Annotated in this window: 18 protein-coding genes; 15 read left to right on the forward strand and 3 right to left on the reverse strand. The window is 69.7% G+C overall.

What is annotated here, in order from left to right:
* Window positions 1-320: 320 nt before the first annotated feature.
* From ABZT93_RS26575 to ABZT93_RS26640, 14 genes are all read left to right on the forward strand, one after another.
* Window positions 321-539 (forward strand): hypothetical protein, encoded by a 219-nt coding sequence (locus tag ABZT93_RS26575; protein WP_356109104.1) that lies wholly within the window; start codon window positions 321-323, stop codon window positions 537-539.
* Window positions 536-1,819: a pectate lyase gene (locus ABZT93_RS26580; protein WP_356109106.1), complete on the forward strand. Its 1,284-nt coding sequence runs from the start codon at window positions 536-538 to the stop codon at window positions 1,817-1,819. The genes ABZT93_RS26575 and ABZT93_RS26580 overlap by 4 nt, the downstream gene beginning before the upstream one ends.
* On the forward strand, window positions 1,816-3,006 hold the full coding sequence (locus ABZT93_RS26585; protein ID WP_356109108.1) for a Gfo/Idh/MocA family oxidoreductase: 1,191 nt from the start codon (window positions 1,816-1,818) through the stop codon (window positions 3,004-3,006). The genes ABZT93_RS26580 and ABZT93_RS26585 overlap by 4 nt, the downstream gene beginning before the upstream one ends.
* Entirely contained in the window at window positions 3,003-3,848 is an 846-nt protein-coding gene (locus tag ABZT93_RS26590) for a PmoA family protein (RefSeq protein ID WP_356109110.1), read from the forward strand. The genes ABZT93_RS26585 and ABZT93_RS26590 overlap by 4 nt, the downstream gene beginning before the upstream one ends.
* The gene (locus ABZT93_RS26595) at window positions 3,845-5,380 is read left to right on the forward strand and encodes a family 43 glycosylhydrolase (RefSeq protein ID WP_356109112.1); all 1,536 of its coding nucleotides are present in this window, start codon (window positions 3,845-3,847) and stop codon (window positions 5,378-5,380) included. Before ABZT93_RS26590 ends, ABZT93_RS26595 begins: the two co-directional genes overlap by 4 nt.
* Before the next feature lie 33 nt (window positions 5,381-5,413).
* On the forward strand, window positions 5,414-7,420 hold the full coding sequence (locus tag ABZT93_RS26600) for a pectinesterase family protein (RefSeq protein WP_356109114.1): 2,007 nt from the start codon (window positions 5,414-5,416) through the stop codon (window positions 7,418-7,420).
* Between the two features lie 56 nt (window positions 7,421-7,476).
* Window positions 7,477-8,820, forward strand: a complete 1,344-nt coding sequence (locus ABZT93_RS26605; protein ID WP_356109117.1) for a sugar ABC transporter substrate-binding protein — start codon at window positions 7,477-7,479, stop codon at window positions 8,818-8,820.
* Between the two features lie 93 nt (window positions 8,821-8,913).
* Window positions 8,914-9,708 carry a rhamnogalacturonan acetylesterase gene (locus ABZT93_RS26610; protein ID WP_356109120.1) on the forward strand — a complete coding sequence of 265 codons (795 nt, stop codon included), beginning with the start codon at window positions 8,914-8,916 and terminating at the stop codon, window positions 9,706-9,708.
* Window positions 9,709-9,742: 34 nt separating this feature from the next.
* The gene (locus ABZT93_RS26615) at window positions 9,743-11,062 is read left to right on the forward strand and encodes a pectate lyase (RefSeq protein WP_356109123.1); all 1,320 of its coding nucleotides are present in this window, start codon (window positions 9,743-9,745) and stop codon (window positions 11,060-11,062) included.
* A 105-nt stretch (window positions 11,063-11,167) separates the two neighbouring features.
* Window positions 11,168-12,298, forward strand: coding sequence for a pectinesterase family protein (locus tag ABZT93_RS26620; protein ID WP_356109125.1), 1,131 nt, complete (start codon window positions 11,168-11,170; stop codon window positions 12,296-12,298).
* Entirely contained in the window at window positions 12,298-13,329 is a 1,032-nt protein-coding gene (locus ABZT93_RS26625; RefSeq protein ID WP_356109128.1) for a pectinesterase family protein, read from the forward strand. Before ABZT93_RS26620 ends, ABZT93_RS26625 begins: the two co-directional genes overlap by 1 nt.
* Window positions 13,316-14,473: a dienelactone hydrolase family protein gene (locus tag ABZT93_RS26630; protein WP_356109131.1), complete on the forward strand. Its 1,158-nt coding sequence runs from the start codon at window positions 13,316-13,318 to the stop codon at window positions 14,471-14,473. Before ABZT93_RS26625 ends, ABZT93_RS26630 begins: the two co-directional genes overlap by 14 nt.
* Before the next feature lie 39 nt (window positions 14,474-14,512).
* Window positions 14,513-15,625 (forward strand): chondroitinase-B domain-containing protein, encoded by a 1,113-nt coding sequence (locus tag ABZT93_RS26635; protein ID WP_356109133.1) that lies wholly within the window; start codon window positions 14,513-14,515, stop codon window positions 15,623-15,625.
* A 93-nt stretch (window positions 15,626-15,718) separates the two neighbouring features.
* Window positions 15,719-16,516, forward strand: a complete 798-nt coding sequence (locus tag ABZT93_RS26640) for an HAD family acid phosphatase (RefSeq protein ID WP_356109136.1) — start codon at window positions 15,719-15,721, stop codon at window positions 16,514-16,516.
* Here ABZT93_RS26640 and ABZT93_RS26645 read toward each other — a convergent pair.
* On the reverse strand, window positions 16,513-18,711 hold the full coding sequence (locus ABZT93_RS26645) for a family 43 glycosylhydrolase (protein WP_356109139.1): 2,199 nt from the start codon (window positions 18,709-18,711) through the stop codon (window positions 16,513-16,515). The genes ABZT93_RS26640 and ABZT93_RS26645 overlap by 4 nt on opposite strands.
* 209 nt (window positions 18,712-18,920) lie before the next feature.
* Here ABZT93_RS26645 and ABZT93_RS26650 point away from each other — a divergent pair, with 209 nt between their 5' ends.
* Complete coding sequence (locus ABZT93_RS26650) at window positions 18,921-20,075, forward strand: right-handed parallel beta-helix repeat-containing protein (RefSeq protein ID WP_356109141.1); 1,155 nt, start codon at window positions 18,921-18,923, stop codon at window positions 20,073-20,075.
* A gap of 320 nt (window positions 20,076-20,395) precedes the next feature.
* Here ABZT93_RS26650 and ABZT93_RS26655 read toward each other — a convergent pair whose 3' ends face one another.
* Both ABZT93_RS26655 and ABZT93_RS26660 read right to left on the reverse strand, forming a co-directional pair.
* Complete coding sequence (locus ABZT93_RS26655) at window positions 20,396-21,247, reverse strand: hypothetical protein (RefSeq protein ID WP_356109144.1); 852 nt, start codon at window positions 21,245-21,247, stop codon at window positions 20,396-20,398.
* Entirely contained in the window at window positions 21,244-21,810 is a 567-nt protein-coding gene (locus tag ABZT93_RS26660; RefSeq protein WP_356109147.1) for a SigE family RNA polymerase sigma factor, read from the reverse strand. Before ABZT93_RS26660 ends, ABZT93_RS26655 begins: the two co-directional genes overlap by 4 nt.
* Between the last annotated feature and the right edge of the window lie 135 nt (window positions 21,811-21,945).

The raw sequence follows: 21,945 nt of genomic DNA on the forward strand, positions 1-21,945 counted from the left end.
CAGGTGAGGGCCGGTGACGATCGCGACCGGTCGGTCGGCTGCCGGGCTCGGACGCCGAAACCATGCGGTCCGGCCCCGGCGTGGGCGACCCCCGCCGGGGCACCGGGCCCGCGCTCCCCGTGGAGCAGGCAGGTGTTCGGGGGAGCGGGTTCGGCGGACAGCCCGGTGGTGGCTTTCGGTGGTGTCCGTGCGGCCGGCGCTCAAGCAAGGCGAGTTCCGGCGCGGCCGGTCATCGGTCCGCGGACGGGAGCAGCTGACAACGGCGGGGGCCGGACACGGGCCAGAGTTCTCGCTGCGGGATCCGAGGGGGTGACGGAGAAGTGAGACTCCGTCGGATCGCCATGGGTGCCATGGTGCTGGGTCTGGTGGGCGTCGTCGTCCGGGCCGAGGGACGAGCCGTCGGCCGTGTCCTCCTGGGGACGGGCGACGCCGGGGTGTCCGCACCCCTCGGTCACGGGCGGGCCACGCACGCTGTGCGCCGGGGCGCGGATGTGCGGAAGCAGCCGGTCTCCGGTTCCGCCGCGGAGGTGGAGATATGAGGTTCCGCCAGATCGCCTTACTCACCGCCCTGTTGGGGCTGCTCTGCCTCCCCGCCCACGCCGAAGCCCGGGACCTCGGCCGCGACACCCTTCCCGCGCCCGACGGCTGGGCCGCGGAGGGGGCCGGTACCACCGGAGGTTCCGCCGCCGACTCCGCGCACGTCTACACCGTCACCGACCGCGCCGGTCTGGTCCGCGCCCTCGACGGTGGCAGCGACACGCCCAAGATCATCAAGATCGCCGGGACCGTCGATGCCAACACCGACGACGACGGCGACCACCTGGACTGCGCCGACTACGCCACCGACGGCTACGCCCTGAAGAAGTACCTCGCCGCCTACGACCCCCGCACCTGGGGCTCGGCCAAGCCCGGCGGACCGCAGGAGGAGGCCCGGCAGGCGTCCGCGAGGAAGCAGGCCGAGCGGGTGGAGCTGCTCGTCGGTTCCAACACCACGATCGTCGGGCTCGGCAAGGCGGTCCTCAAGGGCGGCAGCCTCCAGGTCAGGAACGCCGGCAACGTCATCATCCGCAACCTCGACGTCCGGGACGCCTACGACTGCTTCCCCGTCTGGCAGCCCAACACCGGCGGCCTCGGCGACTGGAAGACGGCTTACGACACCATCTGGCTGACGGGCGCCGACCATGTGTGGGTCGACCACGTGACCCTGAGCGACCAGGGCCACCCCGACTCCGCCGAGCCCACCTGGTTCGCCCGCAACTACCTCCGTCACGACGGCCTGCTGGACATCACCAACGGCTCCGACCTGGTCACCGTCTCCTGGAGCCGGTTCGCCGACCACGACAAGGCGATGCTCATCGGCAACAGCGACTCGGCCACCGGCGACCGCGGCAGGCTCCGGGTCACCCTGCACCACAACGAGTTCGAGTCCGTCGTACAGCGCGCGCCGAGGGTTCGCTTCGGACAGGTGCACGTCTACAACAACCGGTACGTCGTACCGGACGACGACTACCGCTACTCCCTCGGCGTCTCCACCGAGTCCGCGATCTTCGCCGAGAACAACGCCTTCCACACCCCCGGCCACATCGAGGCCGCCGACCTCGTCAAGAGCTGGAACGGCAGCGCACTGCACCAGAGCGGCACCCTCTTCAACGGCTATCCGGTGGACCTGCTCGCCATCCACAACGCCTACAACTCCGGCAGCGAGCGCGACCTCACGGCGGACGTCGGCTGGACGCCTACCCTGCACACAAAGATCGACAGTGCCGAAGCAGCCGACCGACAGGTGGCGCGCGGCGCGGGCGCAGGGAGGATGCCATGAACACCGTGGACACCATGAACACCGACAACACCCCGGGCACCGTGGACATCGTCCTGGCGGGCGCGCGCGGCCACGGCCGCTGGCACCTGGAGAACATCCGCCGGCTCCAGGACAAGGGGATCGTACGACTGGCGGGGATCTGCGAGCTGACCCCGCTGACCGGCGACGAGATCCCCCAAGGCCTGGGTACGCCCGAGCAGTCCGCCGACTTCGGGGCGCTCCTCGACTCCACCGGCGCCCGGATCGCGGTGATCTGCACCCCGATCCCGACGCACACGGACCTGGCGCTCGAAGCCGCTCGCCGAGGCGTGCACATCCTGCTGGAGAAGCCCCCGGCGCCGTCGTACGCCGAGTTCCGCCGGATGGCCGACGGGGTCGCCGCGGCCGGGGTCGCCTGCCAGATCGGCTTCCAGTCGCTGGGCTCGCACGCCGTGCCCGCGATCCGGGAGCTGGTCCGGGAGGGCGCGATCGGCGAGGTGAACGGGGTCGGCGGGGCCGGTGCCTGGGCGCGAGCCGAGGCGTACTACCGGCGCGCGCCCTGGGCGGGCAAGCGGCGGATGAACGGCGTCGACGTGATCGACGGCGTGCTGACCAACCCCCTCGCGCACGCCGTCGCCACCGCACTCGCCCTGAACGGCACCACCCGCGCCGAGGACGTCACCCGCATCGAGACCGAGCTCCAACGCGCCAACGACATCGAGTCCGACGACACCTCCTGTGTCCGCGTCACCACCGAGAACGGCATCCCGGTCGTCGTCGCCGCGACCCTGTGCGCCGAGGACCCCGACGAGCCGTACGTCGTCGTGCACGGCAGCCAGGGCCGGATCACCTACTGGTACAAGCAGGACCGCGTGCTGCTCCAGCGGGCCGGGCACGGCCCCGAGGAGTACGAGTACGGCCGCACCGACCTCCTGGAGAACCTGGTCGACCACGTCACCGACGGTGCCGACCTGCTCGTCGTCCCCGAGGTGACGGGCGCCTTCATGAAGGTCGTCGAGGCGATCCGGCTGGCTCCGGACCCGACCCCGCTCCCGGCCACGGCCTGGCACCTGCTCCCCGACGAGGAGCGCCGTGTCGTCCCCGGCATCGACGGACTCGTCGCGGCCGCCGCCGACAACCTCGCCCTCTACTCCGAGCTGGGCGCCGACTGGGCCCGGCCACACGTCGCGAACGAGGTGAGCACATGACGACCCCCGATTCCCCGGTCCTGCGTGTCGCGGGCCGCCCGGTCGGCCGCTACGTCACCCGGCCCGAGCTGCCCGCCCGGCTCTCCCCGCGCCCCTATCTGCACCCCGTCACCACCCTGGCCGGCACGGCGGTCACCGAACTCAGCCCCGCCGACCACATCCACCACCTCGGCGTCGGTGTCGCCGTTCCCGACGTCGAGGGGCACAACTTCTGGGGCGGGCGCACCTACGTCCGCGACCAGGGCCCGACCGAGCTGGACAACCACGGTGCCCAGCGCCACCACTCCTTCCAGCTCCGCGACCCGGACGGTTTCGTGGAGGAGCTGCGCTGGGTCGCCTCGGGCGCGGAGCTGCTGCGCGAGCGCCGTACGGTAGCGGCCACCGAACTGACCGGCGCCGCCTGGGCGTTGGACTTCACCTTCTCCCTCACCAATGTCACCCAGGACCCCCTGTCGATCGGCAGCCCGGCCACCAACGGCCGGCCGGGCGCGGCGTACGGCGGTTTCTTCTGGCGGGCCCGGAAGGAGCAGGAGCGGCCGGACGTCTTCACCGCGGACCGGGAGGGCGAGGCGGCGATCCACGGCACCCGCGCCGACTGGGTCGCGCTCACGGGCAGCACCTGGACGCTCGTCTTCGCCGGGGCCACCGAGCAGACCCGCCGTGACCCGTGGTTCGTGCGCGCCGACGAGTACCCGGGCGTGGGCTCCTCGCTCGCCCACGACTCAAGACTGCCGGTCCCGCCCGGCGAGACCGTCGTACGGCGGATCGTCACGGTCGTCGCCGACGGACGCCTGCCCAGGCTCGAGGCGGCCGCCCTGGTACGGAAGGCGGTCAGCCAGTGACACCCACGAACCCGAACCCGCCGACGACGTACACGAACCCGATCCTGAACGCCGACTGGTCCGACCCGGACGTCGTCCGCGTCGGCGACGACTTCTACCTCACCGCCTCCAGCTTCGGCCGGGTCCCCGGCCTGCCGCTGCTGCACTCCCGCGACCTCGTCAACTGGACCCTGATCGGCCACGCCCTCGAACGCCTGGAACCGGCGGGGGAGTTCACCAGGCCCCGGCACGACTGCGGTGTCTGGGCACCGTCCCTCCGGTATCACGACGAGCGGTTCTGGATCTTCTGGGGCGACCCCGACCAGGGCATTTTCCAGGTCAACGCCCCCGGGATCAGGGGCCCTTGGACCCGCCCGCACCTCCTCAAGTCGGGCAAGGGCCTGATCGACCCCTGCCCGCTGTGGGACGAGGAGAGCGGCGAGGCCTATCTCGTGCACGCCTGGGCCAAGTCCCGCTCCGGCGTCAAGAACCGCCTCACCGGCCACCGCATGGACCTCGACGGCCGTGAACTCCTCGACGAGGGCAAGGTGATCGTCGACGGGGACCGGATCCCCGGCTGGTTCACTCTGGAAGGCCCCAAGCTCTACAGGCACGACGGCTGGTTCTGGATCCTGGCCCCCGCCGGGGGTGTGGAGACCGGCTGGCAGGGCGCCTTCCGCTCGCGCGGGTTCTTCGGCCCGTACGAGGAGAAGGTCGTCCTGGAGCAGCGGGACACGGACGTCAACGGGCCGCATCAGGGCGGCTGGGTGCGCACCCCGGCCGGCCAGGACTGGTTTCTGCACTTCCAGCAGAAGGGCGCCTACGGCAGGGTCGTCCACCTCCAGCCGATGCTCTGGGGTGAGGACGGCTGGCCGGTGCTCGGCGACGGGGGCGCCCCCGTCGCCGTACACGAGAGGCCCGCTCTGCCGCCGCAGCCGGACGCTGCGCCCGCCACCGACGACGACTTCCCCGGTGGACGCTTCGGCCGACAGTGGCAGTGGACCGCCAATCCGCAGCCCGGCTGGGCCACCCACCACTCCGGCGACGGGCTGCGGCTCACCTGCGTGCGTTCGGCCGACGCGCACGACCTGCGCAAACTGCCGAACGTGCTCACCCAGCGGCTGCCCGGCACGCCCTCGGCGGTCGAGGTGGAACTGCGACTGCACAGTGCGGAACCGGGCGCACGCGCCGGTCTCGCCGTCCTCGGGGACGCCTTCAGCTGGATCGGGCTCCAGCGCGGCGCTGACGGGAGTGTCCAGCTGGTGCACCGGTTCGCCGAGGGCGTCGCCGAGCAGGAGCGGGACGCCCACCGTCCGCGCCTCGTGCCCGAAGCCGCCGACGGACGGGTGCGACTGCGGATCGAGATCGGCGCGGGCGCGCGCTGCCGGTTCTTCCACGACCTCGGCGACGGCCCGCAGCCCTCCGGACCCGTCTTCGCCGCCACCCCCTGGCGCTGGGTCGGAGCCCTGCTCGGACTGTTCGCCCTCGCGCCCGTCGGAGGAGGGCACGCCGGCGCGGCAACCTTCTCGCACTTCAGGATCGACCACCTGTAACGCACCGAACCCGTAAGCCTGTTGGGAGCCGCAATGACGCAGCACCTTCGTAGCAAGCGCTTGCAGAGACCGGGACACGGCATGGTCCTGGCCGCTGTGCTCGGCCTGCTGGCCGCGCTGAGCCTCGGGGCCATCGGGCAGGCCAGGGCCGTCGCCGTCGAAAAGGCCCCGGTCGACCGCTGGAGCGGCAAGGCCCAGGCCGACCGCTGGAGCGACCGGGCCCACGGCTTCGCCTCCCTCGCCGGCGGTACCACCGGAGGGGCCGGCGGCAAGGTCGTCACCGTGACCGACCAGGCCTCGCTCGCCAAGTACGCGGCGGCCGAGGAGCCGTACGTCATCCGGGTCTCGGGCGCGATAGCCGTCGAGCCCTTCGGCTCGGACATCGTCGTGGCCTCGAACAAGACGATCATCGGCGTCGGCGACACCGGCGAGATCGTCCACGGCGAGCTGCATCTCAACCCGGGCACCCACAACGTGATCATCCGCAACCTGACCATCCGCGACTCGTACGTCGAGGGCGACTGGGACGGCAAGACGACCGACTTCGACGCGATCCAGATGGACACCGCCGACCACGTCTGGATCGACCACAACCGCTTCGAGCACATGGGTGACGGGCTGCTCGACATCCGCAAGGACAGCCAGTACATCACCGTCTCGTACAACCAGTTCCGCAGCCACAACAAGGCGTTCGGGATCGGCTGGACGACCAACGTGCTGACCCAGATCACCATCGACCACAACTGGTTCACCGGGACCAAGCAGCGCAACCCGTCCGCCGACAACTGCGCCTACGCCCACCTCTACAACAACTACCTCTCGGCGCAGGTGGCCGACGGGGACCCGGTGTGGACGTACGGGAACTGGTCGCGCGGCCGGACCAGGATGGTCATCGAGAGCAGCTACTACGACGGTGTCCAGCATCCCTACCAGGCCGACGCCACCGCCGAGTTGGTGCAGCGCGGGTCGATCCTGAAGAACACGACCGGGCGGACGGACGCGTGGGGTACGGCATTCGACCCGCGCTCCTTCTACGACTACCGGCTGGACCCGGCCGCCGCCGTGCCCGCGCTGGTGTCGAGGTTCTCCGGCCCGCAGCAGCGGATCGGGGTGACCCTGCACGTCCCCGGTGACCACCCGACCGTGCAGGCCGCCGTGGACGCCGTGCCCGACGGGAACAGCGTGCCGGTGACGATCGCCGTCGCGCCGGGCACCTACCGGGCCAAGGTGTACATCCCGGCGACCAAGCCGAACATCGTGCTCCAGGGGACTGGACAGGACCGGTCCGACACCGTCATCGTCTACGACACCCCAGCCGAGTACGGCGGTTCGACGGGCAGCGCGACGGTCCGGATCGCCGCGAACGACGTCACCGCCCGCCACCTCACCTTCAGCAACGACTTCGACGAGGCCGCGGTCGAGCTGAAGGGCGAGCAGGCCCTCGCGATGAAGACGACCGGCGACCGGATCGTCTTCGAGGACACCGCCTTCCTGGGCAACCAGGACACCCTGATGACCGACAGCCCCAAGCTGGACGTGATCAGCCGGGTCTACATCCACGACTCGTACATCGAGGGCGATGTCGACTTCATCTACGGCCGGGCGACCACGGTGATCGACCGGTCCGTGATCCGGGCGCTGAGCCGCGGCTCGGACTCCAACAACGGCTACATCACGGCTGCTTCGACCTGGACGGGCAACCCGTACGGGTTCCTGATCACCCGGTCGAAGGTCGTGAGCGACGCCCCGGAGCAGAGCTTCCACCTGGGGCGGCCGTGGCACCCGGGCGGTGAACCCGCCGCCGTGGCCCAGGTGTTGATCCGCGACACCGAACTTCCGGCCGCCGTGAAGACCGCGCCCTGGACCGACATGAGCGGCTTCTCGTGGAAGGACGCGCGGTTCGCCGAGTACCGCAACTCCGGGCCGGGAGCCGCCCCGAGCGCCGACCGGCCGCAGCTCGACGCCGCCGACGCGAGGACGTACACCGTCGCGAACTACCTCAAGGGCACCGACGGCTGGGCACCCCACACCGGCCACTGACTTCCCCCCACGACTTCACATCTCCGCTGGAATCGAAAGAAGAAGAGAGCCGATCAATGAAGATCAGTATCCGCAGAAGCAGGCGCGCTGCCATAGCCGTCGCCCTCGGGTCCGTCCTGGCGCTGACCGCCACCGCCTGCGGTGACGACGGCAGCGGAGCCGGCGGTGACAAGGGCGACGCGGGCAGCGGCAAGGGAAAGATCGTCTTCTGGGACAACAACGGTGGTGTGCGCACCGACATCTGGAAGGAGGTCATCGCCGACTTCCAGAAGGCGAACCCGGACATCAAGGTCGAGTACGTCGGCATCGCGTCCACCGAGTACCAGTCCAAGGTCGACACCGCCATCCAGGGCGGGGGCCTGCCGGACGTCGGCGGTGTCGGCGCGGCCATGCTCGCCGGGTTCTCCGCCCAGAAGGCGCTGGAGCCGCTGGACGACCGGCTCGCCAAGTCCTCGCTGAGCGGCAAGCTCAACGAGAACATGGTCGACTCGCTGAAGGCGGCGGGGGGTGGGGACGGGACCCTGTACTCGATCCCGACCTCCGCCAACAACGGTGTGCTCTACTACCGGACCGACCTGTTCAAGAAGGCCGGCCTCGACGAGCCGACGACCTGGGACAAGTTCTACAAGGCCGCGGACAAGCTCACCAACGCCAAGAAGAACGAGTTCGGTTACACCATCCGCGGCGGAGCCGGGTCCATCGCCCAGGCCCTGGACGCGGCGTACGGGCAGAGCGGGATCACCTCCTTCTGGAACGGCGACAAGACCACCCTCAACGACCCGAAGAACGTGGCGGCGCTGGAGAAGTACGCGGCGCTGTACAAGAAGGACACCCCGGCGGCCGACCTCAACAACGACTTCACCAAGATGGTCGCGCAGTGGGACTCCGGCACGATCGGGATGCTCAACCACAACCTGGGGTCGTACCAGGACCACCTGAAGGCGCTCGGAGCCGGCAAGTTCCGGGGCATTCCGCAGCCGATCGGCGCCTCCGGCAAGCGGGTGCAGGTGTCCAACCCCGTCGACGGGCTCGGGGTGTTCAAGAGCTCGAAGAACAAGGACGCGGCCTGGAAGTTCATCGAGTTCGCGACCTCCGCCGCGGAGAACTCGAAGTTCAACAAGTCCGCCGGGCAGGTGCCGTCGAACAACGACGCCGCCAAGGACGCCTGGATCTCGGAGGCCGAGCCCACGAAGCTGGCCGCCGCCGCGCTGACCGACGGTTCCACGAGCATCGTTCAGCTGCCGTACTACCTGCCCGACTGGAACACCATCTCCAAGGCCGACAACGAGCCCAACTTCCAGAAGGTGCTGCTGGGGGACATGAGCGCCAAGGACTTCCTGGACACCATGGCCGAGCAGCTGAACAAGGCTCAGGCCGAGTGGAAGGAACAGAACGGCTAAGAGCCCGGGTGAATGCGGTCGTGGGGAGCTGCGGGTCCGTCGTGGCTGGTCGCGCAGTTCCCCGCGCCCCTGAGGGAAGAGAGGCTACCCAAGGTGTCACTCACACGCAGACAGGTCACCGTGGCGGCGATGGCCGCCGTGCCCGTCGCTTTCAGCGCCACTAGTACTGCGCAAGCCAGAGAACAGCGCACCCTCTACATCGCCGGTGATTCCACCGCCGCACAGAAATACTCCGACGCCGCGCCCGAGACCGGGTGGGGCATGGCACTCCCCTTCTTTCTGCGCCAGGATCTGGCCGTCGCCAATCACGCGGTGAACGGGCGTAGTTCGAAGTCCTTCGTCGACGAGGGGCGACTCGACGCGATTCTCGGGCTGATCAGGCCCGGTGACTTCCTGCTCGTCCAGTTCGCGCACAACGACGAGAAGACCGCCGATCCGACCCGCTACACCGAGCCCTGGACGACGTACCAGGACTATCTGCGCCGGTACCTCGACGGCGCCCGCGCGAAGGGTGCCCGGCCGGTCCTCGCCACCCCCGTCGAGCGGCGGAAGTTCGACGCGAACGGCAACGCCGTGCCGACCCACGGGGAGTACCCGGCCGCGATGCGGGCGCTCGCCCAGGAGGAGGGCGTCGCGCTGCTAGACATCCAGGCGCTGTCCCTCGCCCTGTGGCAGAGGCTCGGCGTCGAGGAGACCAAGAAGTACTTCAACTGGACCGACACCGAGCAGGACAACACGCACTTCAATCCGCCCGGTGCCATCGCGGTGGCCCGTCTGGTCGCCCGTGAACTGCTGCGGCACCGCGTGCTGGCGCCCCGGGACGTGCGCCGGCTCGACGCCGAGATCCCGGAGTCCTGGATCACCTGGCCGCCGCCGGCCGCCGCCTGACCACACCTTCCCGCAGTCGAAAGAGAGCCGCACAATGAACGCACAGCTATGTCATGGCCATGTCATAACAAAGGTGATGGCGGTGGCGGGCTGCGCCGCCCTGGTCCTCGCGGTCACCGGCACCACCGCTCAGGCCAAGGGCCACGACGCGGGCCGCGAGACCCTCGCCGCCGGTGACGGCTGGGCCTCCGAGGGCACCGGCACCACCGGAGGCGCGGCCGCGGACGCCGCCCACGTGTACACCGTCACCGACTGGGCCGGCTTCAAGGCCGCGCTCGCCGCGGGCGGGACCGCGCCCAAGATCATCAAGGTGAAGGGGACCATCGACGCGGTCTCCGAGGGCTGTGACTCCCTCGCCGCGCCCGGCTACGACTTCGGCGCCTACCTGGCGAAGTACTCGCCGGAGGCCTGGGGCCTGGACACCGACCTGAGCGCCGAGCCCGACGACAGCCCCGAGGGGCTGCGCCGCGCTTCCGCCGCCAACCAGGACCAGACCATCAAGGCGAACGTCCCCGCCAACACCACGATCATCGGCGTCGGCAAGAACGCCGGGTTCAAGGGCGCGAGCCTCCAGATCAAGGCCGTCGACAACGTCATCGTCCGCAACCTCACCTTCGAGAGCCCCATCGACTGCTTCCCGCAGTGGGACCCCACCGACGGCGACAAGGGCAACTGGAACTCCGAGTACGACACCGCCGTCGTGTACGGCTCCACCCATGTCTGGCTGGACCACAACACCTTCACCGACGGCAGCCACCCCGACAGCGCCGCGCCGGCCTACTTCGGCATGCTCTACCAGCAGCACGACGGCGAGCTGGACATCGTCCGGGGCGCCAACCACGTCACCGCCTCCTGGAACGTCTTCGCCGACCACGACAAGACGATCCTGATCGGAAACAGCGACAGCGAGTCCACGGCGGCCGGGGACCGGGGCAAGCTCAAGGTCACCTTCCACCACAACCTGTTCTCGAACCTCGTCGAGCGCGCGCCCCGCGTCCGCTTCGGACAGGTCGACTCGTACAACAACCACTTCGTGGCGAACGACGACTACTCCTACAGCTTCGGCATCGGCAAGGAGTCCCAGCTCGTCGCCGAGCACAACGCCTTCACCCTGCCGGACGGGGTCAGCGCGGCCAAGGTGCTCAAGCGGTGGAACGTCTCCCCGCTCACCGCCGACGACAACTACGTCAACGGCACGCCCACCGACCTGATCGCCGTCCACAACGCCGAGATCCCCGCCGAGACCCTGCAGTCCGGCGCGGGCTGGACGCCGACCCTGCGCACGAAGATCGACCCGGCCAAGAAGGTGCCGGGGATCGTCGACCGGGGCGCGGGCGCGGGCCACGTCTGCTGACACCACCCCCTGACCGGCCGGGGCGGAATCCAGCGGCCGCCCCGGCCACCTCACCCCCCACGCGAGGAACCCCACCACCGAGCCGCGTTTCCTAGGAGCACCCGCATGTCCTCGCCCCACGCCCGACTCCCCCTGTCCAGAAGGGGATTCCTGCTCGCAAGCACCGGAGCGGCAGCCTCCCTCGCGCTCACGCCGAGCCCCGCTCGGGCCGCCGGTGGCCGACGCCCCTTCGGCCGCTTCGGATCCCCGGCCGCCCGGCTCACACCGCGGACGCTCTACGTCGACCCCCGGGGCCGTGGCGACCACGCCACCGTGAAGGACGCCGTCACCGCGGCCACCGGCAGTGGCTGGACCCTGGTCCTCGCGCCCGGCACCTACCGGGAGACCGTGGCCGTCGACGTCACGCGCACCGAGGCCACCTGGATCGGCGCCACCGAGGACCCCCGGGACGTCGTGATCGTCTACGACAACGCGGCAGGCACCCCCAAGCCCGGCGGCGGCACCTACGGCACCACCGGCTCCGCCACCACCACGGTCCAGGCCGAGGGCTTCACCGCCCGCTGGATCACCTTCGCCAACGACTGGCTGCGGGCCGACCACCCCGACATCACCGGCACCCAGGCCGTCGCCCTCAAGGTCCAGGGCGACCGCTCCGCCTTCCACCACTGCCGCTTCCTCGGCCACCAGGACACCCTGTACGCCGACTCGACGGCCCTGACCTCCTTCGCCCGCCAGTACTTCTCGCACTGCTATGCCGAAGGCGACGTGGACTTCGTCTTCGGGCGGGCCACCGCCGTCTACGAGAACTGCCACTTCCGGACCCTGGACCGGACCGACCTGGCGGCGGCGCCGTACGGCTTCGTCTTCGCGCCCTCCACGGCGGGTGCCAACCCGCGCGGATACCTGGTGACGCGCGGCAGGGTGTCCGGCGAAGCCCCGGACGCCGCCTACAAGCTGGCCCGCCCGTGGGTCCCCAGCTCCGACACCACGGCCCGTCCGTCGCTCGTGGTCCGGGACACCTGGCTGGGCCCCGGTATCGACGCGACCGCTCCCTACACCAACATGTCGGACACCTTCCCCTGGCAGAACCAGCGCTTCGCCGAGTACCGCAACACCGGGCCCGGCGCCAGGATCACGGTCCCGGAGAACCGGCCCCAACTCACCGCGGAGCAGGCGGAGTCGGCGACGCGCGAGACCTACCTCGGCGACTGGCGGCCCTGGAAGGAGTCGTGCTGATGCGCAGACGTACCCTTCTCGCGGCCGGCTTCGGACTCGCCGCGGCGGGAGCGACCCCCGCCTTCGCCACCGGCGGCCACCGTGTCCTCCACGTCCGCCCCGGTGACTCCGTCCAGGCCGCCGTGGACGCGGTCACCGGACCCGGCTGGACGATCGTCGTGCACCCGGGCACCTATCGCGAGGCCGTCGACATCCCGGCTGCCGCAGCCGAGTTGACCGTGCGCGGTGCCGTCCGCGAACCCCGCGCAGCCGTCATCGTGTACGACAACGCCAACGGCACCCAGAAGCCCGACGGTTCAGGCACCTACGGCACCGCGGGCTCCGCCACCTTCACCTCTGCGGCCCCGGGCCTCACCGTCCGTGACCTCACTCTCGCCAACGACTGGCTGCGCGCCGACCACCCCGACATCACCGGGACCCAGGCGGTCGCCGCCTACACCTACGGCGACCGCACCCGCTTCGAGAACGTCCGGCTCCTGGCCCACCAGGACACGCTCTTCGTCGAGACGACCGCGCTCGCCGCCTTCGACCGGCAGTACTTCCGGCGCTGCTACATCGAGGGTGACGTCGACTTCGTCTTCGGCCGGGCCACCGCCGTCTTCGAGGAGTGCCACTTCCACACCCTCCAGCGGGACGTCGGCTTCGCCCCCAAGGGCATGGTCTTCGCCCCCTCCACGGCCCGCGCCAACCCGTACGGCATCCTCGCCGTCCGCTCCCGCATCACCTCCGGGGCCGAGGACGGGGCGTACAAGCTGGCACGGCCCTGGGTGCCGTCGTACGAGACGACCGCCTGGCCGTCGCTCGTGGTGCGCGACAGCCGGATCGGGCCCGGCATCGACCCCGTCGCGCCCTACACCAATATGCGCGAGACCTACCCCTGGCAGACCATGCGCTTCCGTGAGTACGCAAACTCCGGCCCCGGCGCGGTGATCTCCGTCCCCGCCAACCGGCCCCAGCTGACCGCCGCCGAGGCCGCCGCGCACACCCCGCGCACCTATCTCGGGGACTGGAGGCCCTATGAGTGCCGGTGACCCGCTGGGACGGCGGGCGTTCGTGGTGGGCGCCGGGGCGGCCGTGCTGGCCGGGGCAGCGGTGAGCCCAGCGGAGGCCGGGGTCGTGGAGGGCCCGCTGCCCGACTTCCACCCGGCGCTCAAGGCCGAGCTGAACTTCCCGCTGGCCTGGGGGACTTCACCGGTCCGCGACTTCCGCACCTGGCGTCGGCAGGCTCGTGCCAAGGTCGAGGAGCACCTTCTCGTCGACCGCGAGGACCGAACGCCGTACGCACCCGAGCACAGCCACGTCTCCCACGGCGACGGCTACACGAGGGAGTTGGTCACCCTCTCCCTCACCCACCACGAACGCGTCCGCGCCGCCCTGCTCACCCCGCACGGCCCCGGCCCGTTCCCCGCCGTGCTGCTGCTCCACGACCACGGGGCGAAGTTCGACATCGGCAAGGAGAAACTGGTCCGGCCCTGGTACGACGACACCCGGCTCGCCTCCGCGCAGGCCTGGGTCGACAGGTACTTCAGCGGCCGGTTCGTCGGCGACGAGCTGGCCCGGCGCGGCTATGTCGTCCTGTGCGCGGACGCCCTCGGCTGGGGCGACCGCGGGCCGATCGCCTACGACCAACAGCAGGCCCTGGCCTCCAACTTCTACAACCTCGGCTCCTCTCTCGCCGGGCTCATGGCCCGTGAGGACGCCCGCGCCGCCGACTTCCTCGCCGGCCTGGACCGGGTGGATGCCCGCCGGGTCGCGGCCGTCGGGTTCTCCATGGGCGCCTACCGCGCCTGGCAGACCGCCGCGCTGACCGACGCCGTCCGGGCCACGGCCGCGGTCTGCTGGATGACCGGCCTCAAGGAAATGATGGTGCCCGGCAACAACACCCTGCGTGGGCAGTCCAGTTACTACATGCTCCACCCGGGGCTGCCCCGGTTCCTCGACTTCCCCGACGTGGCGAGCATCGCCGCCCCCAGGCCGATGCTCTTCTTCAACGGCGGGCTCGACCCGCTGTTCCCCGCCGACGGCGTACAGGTCGCGTACGACAAGCTGCGCGCCGTCTGGCACTCCCGCCACGCCGAGGAGCGGTTGCATCTGAAGACCTGGCCCGACCTGGGCCATGTCTTCGTCGACCGCATGCAGGACGAGGTCTTCGGCTGGCTCGACGCCGTCCTGTAACCCCTTCCCCGAAAAGCACGACGAAAGGACCCGCACTCCATGTCTCGTCGTACCGCTCTCATCGCCACGGCAGCCCTCGCCCTCGGCACCGGGCTCGCCGTCCTCCCCTCCCAGGCCCAGGCCGCGACGGTCGTCGTCAGCAACTCGACCGACCTGTCCAGCGCCATCAAGAACGCCACCGCCGGTACCGTCATCCAGGTCCGCGGCGGCACCTACTACCCCACGGCCACCCTCCAGTCCACGGCCAACGGCAGCTCCTCCGCGCCGGTCACGCTCACCGCGTACGGCTCGGAGACCGTGAAGATCGACGGTTCCTCGCTGCCCGACGGGGACTGGATCTTCAAGCTGACCGCCGACTACTGGAACGTCTCCAACATCACCTTCCAGAACTCCCCGGACAGCGCGGTCGTCTGCCAGTCCTGCACCGGGACGGTCTGGAACAACATCAAGACCATCAACGGCGGCGACTCCGGCTTCACGCTCACCGGCGACGGAACCGTGAACAACACCGTCAAGAACATCGACTCCTACGGCAACTACGACGCCGCCAACCACGGTGAGAACGCCGACGGCATCGCCGTGAAGTTCGGCTCCGGCTCCGGTAACCTCATCACCGGGGCCCGCCTCTACAACAACTCGGACGACGGGATCGACTTCTGGTCCTTCTCCTCGCCCGTCACCGTCGAGCACACCTGGTCCATGGGCAACGGCGTCAACCGCTGGTCCGACTCCGCCTTCGCGGGCGACGGCAACGGCTACAAGCTGGGCGGCGACGGCGAGGTCGTCGCGCACGTCATCAACAACTCCGCCGCCTGGGGCAACGCCGGCAACGGCTTCACCGAGAACTCCAACACCGGCGCCATCGTCATCAACCGCACCACCGCCTACGCCAACAGCAAGTGGGGCTACTACTTCGCCACCAGCTCCGCGAAGCTCGGCAAGAACCTCGCGGTGAGCAACGGCGGCGGTTCGGTGAGCAAGGGCTCCAAGGTCACCTCGTCCGGCAACAACTGGGACAGCGGGATCAGCACCCCCGCCTTCAAGTCGACCGACGCCTCGACCACGTACAACGCCCGCAGCTCCAGCGGCACCCTGCCCGCCACCACGTTCCTGACGACGGGCAGCACCACCATCGGCGCGACCATGAACTGACACGGCCTCCGCACACCCGGCTCGGGGCGCTTGACCCGTTTTTTACCCGGCGGGTCTCGCGCCCACGCGGGTGACGCGCGTAGAACCTCTGTCATGCATAAGTCACTGCGTATCGCAGCCGTCGCCACCGCCTGCGCGGTCGTCGGCGTCGCCGTGTACGGCGCCGGTGCGGCCACGGCCCACCAGTCCACGGCGAACTCCACGCACGAGCCCTACAACATCGGGCTCCTGGTCAAGGACATCGACACCTACTACGGCACCGCGCCCGACGCGAACGGTGTCTACCAGGCGTCGCCCACCAGCCCCTACGCGAAGGACCTGGCGTCCCTCGACGAGGCGGCGCGCAAGTACATAGACCAGGCCGCCCGCAAGGCGCACCACCGGGGCGAGAAGCCCGCCGTCGTCTTCGACATCGACGACACGCTGCTGCTCAGCCTCGACTACGAGAAGCGCTACAACTACACGTACAACTCGACCACGTGGGCCGACTACGTGAACCGGGCCGACCGCCCGGCCGTCTTCGGCAGCCCCGAGCTCGTGCAGTACGCCGAGAAGAAGGGCGTCGAGGTCTTCTACAACTCGGGCCTCAGTGAGGCACAGCGCTCGGCCGCGGTCGAGAACCTGAAGAAGATCGGCGCCGATGTGAACCTCGACGCCGACCATGTGTTCCTCAAGGACAAGGCGAACCCGCCGTCCTACCTGAGCGCCTGCGCCACACCGGGCACCTGGACCTGCACCACCGTGCAGTACAAGTCCGGCACCCGCGCGCACATCGAGAAGGACCTCGGGTACGAGATCATCGCCAACTTCGGCGACCAGTACTCCGACCTCGACGGCGGTTACGCCGACCGGACGTACAAGCTCCCGAACCCGACGTACTTCGTGAGCTAGTTCTTCACCGGCCGGATCCCCGCCAGGGTCGGCACCACGGGCTTGATCGTGCCGTCCGCCGCGAACTCCATGCGGTCCACGGTGGTTTCGCGGTGCATACCGTCGCCGCCGGGCTTCCCCGGCCCGTTCAGGGCGAACCGGTGATAGACGATGTACCAGTCGTCGGTGCCGGGGACGTTCACCACGGAGTGGTGACCGGTGGAGAGGATGCCGTACTCGGGACGCTTGGACAGGATCGTCCCCTTCTTGGTCCACGGGCCGAGCGGGGACGGTCCCGTCGCATAGGCGACGTGGTAGTTCTCGCTGCGGGTGTCGTCCTCGGACCACATGAAGTAGTACGTGCCGTTCCGCTTGATCACGAAGGAACCCTCGCGGAAGTCGGCCGGGGTGATGTCCTTGATCTTCGCCGGGTCGTACGAGGTCATGTCGCCGTTCAGTGGCACCACGTACCCGTGCCCGTTGCCCCAGTAGAGATACGACGTCCCGTCGTCGTCCGTGAAGACGGCCGGGTCGATCATCTGGCCCTGCAGCGAACCGCCCTTCGCCACCAGCGGCTTGCCCAGCGCGTCCTTGAAGGGCCCGGCGGGTGAGTCCGCCACCGCCACGCCGATCTGCTGCTCGGCGCAGAAGTAGAAGTAGTACCTGCCGTTCTTCTCCGCGATCGCCGGAGCCCACGCGTACTTGTCGGCCCACGACACATCCGCGCCGAGGTCCAGGACGACCCCGTGGTCCTTCCAGTGGACCAGGTCCTTCGACGAGTACGCCTTGAACCGCGTCCCGTTCCAGCCGTTGAAGCCGTCGGTGGTCGGGTAGATCCAGTACTCGCCGTTCAGATAGTGCACGTCGGGGTCGGCGTTCAGACCGGGCAGGACGGGGCTGCCGGTCGGCACGGCCTCGACGGTCCAGCTGCGGGTCGTCCCGTCGGCCGCCGTCACGGTGTACGTCTGCGGCTTGCGGAAGTCGCGCCGGGTGCCGGATCCCGGGGTGACCGTGGCGCCTTCACCCACCGCCAACTCCGGTGCGAGACGGGCGAGATCGGTGCCCGGCCGCATCGGCAGCACGACCTTCGACGCGGCCTCGGTGACGATGGCGTACCCCTTCTGACCCGTGGCCGTCGCGTCCACGACGGACGTCCCGGAGACCGGGTACGCGGCCAGCAGCCGGTCGTACTCCTTCTGCGTCACCGGAAGCACCGTGCCGTGCCGGGGACTCGCGGGCAGCTGGTAGTTCGCGGACGGGGTCCACCTGCCCGAGTCGAGGTCGGTGGTCTCGAAGGGGACGTACCCGCGGCCGCCGTACTCGTCGATGAACAGGTACCACTTCTTCTCGGTGTTCGACCTGAACACCGTCGGGCCCTCACCGCGGTCCATCGCCCCGCTGCCGATGCAGTCCGCGACCAGGTCGTACTTCGTAGAGGTCAGGCTCGTCGACTTCTCGCCGGTGATGAACTTGGCGCAGGGCGAGCTGGAGGTGGGGTCCCGCTCGTCCTTGGTGTAGCGGTAGTAGGTGTCCTTGTACTTCACGACCGTCGAGTCGATCACCGAGTAGCCGGGGTCGTCCCAGACCTTGGGCGCGCTGAAGGTGCGGAAGTCCTTCGTGGTGGCGTAGAGCATCTTGTTGTACGTCGATCCCGTGTGCCCGGGGTCGTCGTCGGCGTACAGCTTCGACGCCCAGAAGACGACGTACTCACCGAGGCTGTCGTCCCAGTAGGCCTCCGGCGCCCAGGTGTTGCCCGCGTTGTCCGGGGCGACCTTCACCAGCCGCTGGTCGGTCCAGTGGACCAGGTCGGTGGACTCCCAGATCATGACCGACTTGCTGCCGTGCCGCTGGACGTCGTCCCAACTGCCGCTGCTGTTCTGGTACATGCGCAGGTCGGTGGCGATCAGATAGAACTTGTCGCCTTTGGGGGAGCGGATCACGAACGGGTCGCGCAGGCCCTTCTCGCCGGTCGTCGACGTCAGGACCGGCTTCCCCTGGTTCAGCTCGCGCCAGTGCAGGGGGTCGTTGCCGCGGCTGAGGGCGTAGCGGATCTGCTCGCCGTCGGCGGTGCCCTCGCCGGTGAAGTAGGCGAAGAGATAGCCGGCGTACTTGGGGTGGCTCACGGGTGGTGCTCCTGTGTGGGCGGAACCGGGCGGTGCGGTGAGAAGGGCCAGCAGCAACGAGAGACAGGCGACGAGGAGGATACGTGGGCGCATGTCGCTCCTGGGGGTGTGGGGGTGTGGGGGTTTGTGTTGGGGCCTGTGCGCGCCTTCGGAGTGTTACGAGTGGGAAACAGCACGTCAATCGATGAGTGCGCGAGGAGAAGCAGCGAAAGTTTCGGTCGTTTTCGTCGAGGCTCGGCAACCTCCCCGGCCATGGCGGCGACTTCAGGGCGTCCCCGCCCCCCGAGGAAAGGAACGCCCCCGTGCGTCACAGCACCGGACGTCACCGCCGGGCCCGCACGCTCTCCATCGCGGCGGCGGTCGCCGTGACCGCGGGCGCGGGCGGTGTGTACCTCGGCCTGTCGGGCGGCGGCGCCGAGGCCGCGTCCACGACGGTCACCGTTTCCAGCACGGCTCAGTTGGAGGCGGCGGTGCGGAACGCGAGCGCGGGTACGGTCATCCAGGTCCGTGCCGGTACGTACACCCCGTCGGCCACCCTCAAGTCCACCGCGGACGGAACGAGTTCGGCACGGATCACCCTGCGGGCGCACGGCAGCGAGAAGGTGCGGATCGACGGGTCCGAGCTGCCCGCCGGGTCCTGGCTGGCCGGGATCCAGGGCGATTACTGGACCGTCCAGAACCTCACCTTCCAGCACTCGCCGGCCCAGGGCCTCGTCGTCACCTCCTCCGTCGGCGGCGTCTTCGAGAACCTCGTCACCGCGAACAACGGGGACTCCGGGTTCACCCTGCGCGGCGACGGGACCAGCGACAACCTCGTGCAGAATCAGGACAGTTACGGCAACTACGACCCCGCCGGGCACGGCCAGAACGCCGACGGGATCGCCGTGAAGTTCGGGTCCGGCACCGGCAACCGGATCACCGGGGCGCGTCTGTACGACAACTCCGACGACGGGATCGACCTGTGGCAGTTCTCCTCGCCGGTCACCGTCGAGCACAGCTGGGCCTTCGGGAACGGCAGGAACCGGTGGAGGGACAGCGCCTTCGAGGGCAACGGCAACGGGTTCAAGCTGGGCGGCGGGGGCGTCACGGTGGCGCACCTCGTCAACGACAACGCGGCCTGGGACAACGCCCTGAACGGCTTCACGGAGAACGCCAACACCGGGGCGATCGCGCTGAACCGCAACACGGCGTACTCCAACGCCGAGGCCGGGTTCTCCTTCGCCGAGGGCAAGGCCCGGCTGGCGCGCAATCTCGCGGTGGGCAACAAGGGCGGGGCGTCGAAGCTGGGCTCGTCCGCGGCGTCCGCGGCGAACAACTGGGACGCCGGAGTGCCGACCCCCGCGTTCAGGTCGACGGACGCCGGTACGGCGTACGGAGCCCGCGGTCCGGACGGTTCGCTGCCCTCGACGGCCTTCCTGACCACCGGATCCACCACCCTCGGCACCACGATGGACTGAGCCACGGAACGCCGGAACGCCCCGCCTGTCGTCACAGGCGGGGCGTTCCTCGTGCCGGCCCGAGGGGGGCTCCAGCCGGCAGCTGCCGACCCGAGGGGGGCTCAGGCCAGCAGGTCCATGAGGTCGAACGGTCTTCCAGGCACTACTAGTGACGTCGAAGACGTACGAATGGTTGTTCCCATGATACGAACACATGGGAAAAAAGCGGTTGTTGGGCGGGGTGGTAGCCGTGGGAACGGCCGAAACCCAGTCCTTCAGGGAGCCCTGCACCCACTCAGTGGCCGCCGAAGAAGAAAGGGTTGCCGCGTCGACGAAGTTTTTTACGAGTCCCCTGCGTCCGTCTTGCCGTCCTCGGCCGCGAAGCCGCCCTTCACAGCGAGGTCCCGGGACTTCGCGGTCGCCGTCGCCGTGTAACGGTCGTCCTTCGCGTCCCGGCCGCCGCGCTTGTGGTCGTACTGCCCGGCGAACACCCACTCGCCCTTCGGGACCGTACGGCCGTCCTTGAGTACCCAGGTGTAGACGAGGAAGCCGTCCTTCTCGGCGACCGTCAGCGTGAAGTCGTCCTCGGGCAGCGAGCGCCAGGCGCCGGAACTGGTGACACCGCCGGTCTGCGCGATCCTCAACTCGACCGTGAGGGCGGTCAGCTGCTCGGAGGTCTTGAAGGTCAGATTGCTCTGCGCCCAGAACTCGTTGCTGTGCGGATCCACCGAGCCGTCCGACCACAGCGGACCGTCCTCGACGCCGGACGCCCGCACCTCGGTGGAGGCGTTCGGCGTGGACGGGGGCGTACCGCTCGGCTTCTCGGCCCGGTGGGTGGGGGCGGCGCTCGGCGTCGGATCCGCCGACCGGGCGGGCGGTCGGCTCGTCGCGTCGGGGGAGGGGGTCGGTGTGCCCGTGGCGGCGATCGACTTCTGTGCGGGCGGCTCGTCCTTGACGGCGGAGGCCACCGCGTAACCGCCGAGGCCCAGTACACAGGCGACCGCGGCGGTGGCGCTCACCACCCGCACCCAGCCGTAGACCGGCGGCCGGGTCGCCCGATGGTCGGGGCGCGTCTTCTCCGACATTCCGCGTTCGATCCGGGCGAGCATGTGCTCACGGTTCGGCTCGTGCGCCCCGGCCGCCTCCCGCAGCCGGGCGCGCAGTTCGCGGTGCCCGTCCCGCTGCATGGTCATCGGTCCCTTCCTCCGGCGTCACCGGTGCGCGCCATCGCGGCGTGCATCCTCAGCGGAGCGTTCTGGGGACCCAGCAGCCGCTGCAACTCGGCCATCCCCTTGGAGGTCTGGCTCTTAACCGTACCGACCGAGACGCCCAGGGCCAGCGCGGTGTCCTTCTCGGAGAGATCGAAGGCGTGCCGCAGCACCACACACGCCCGTTTGCGGAACGGCAGCCTGCGCAGTGCCTCCTGGACGTCGACCGCGCCCGCCACGTCGGGGTTCTCGACCTTCTCCTCGCGCTGGGACCAGAACAGGGCGACGCGCCGACGCTCACGGACCGCGCTGCGGATGCGGGTGCGGGCCAGGTTGGCGACCACTCCGCGCGCGTACGCCGCCGGGTGGTCGGCCGCGCGCACCCGGTCCCAGCGATGCCACAGGGCCAGCAGCGCGTCCGCCGCCAGGTCGTCGGCGGCGTCCGGCTCGCCGGTCAACAGGTGGGCGAGGCGGGACAGTTCGGCGTAGTGGCGCTCGAAGAAGGCGTGGAACTCCACGGAGGCGGCGTCGTCGACGACTGTGCCCACGGGCTCCCTCTCCCTTGTGTGTCATGTGAATGACATGTGATCGTCCGGGGGTGGCCGGGCGGAGATCCGGAAGCGTAGCAGTGACCGAGTACGTGTTCTCGTACGGGTCTTCGAACGATGTATGACAGGGCGACC

This window comes from Streptomyces sp. NPDC005303, assembly GCF_040607335.1.
Taxonomy (GTDB): Bacteria; Actinomycetota; Actinomycetes; order Streptomycetales; family Streptomycetaceae; genus Streptomyces.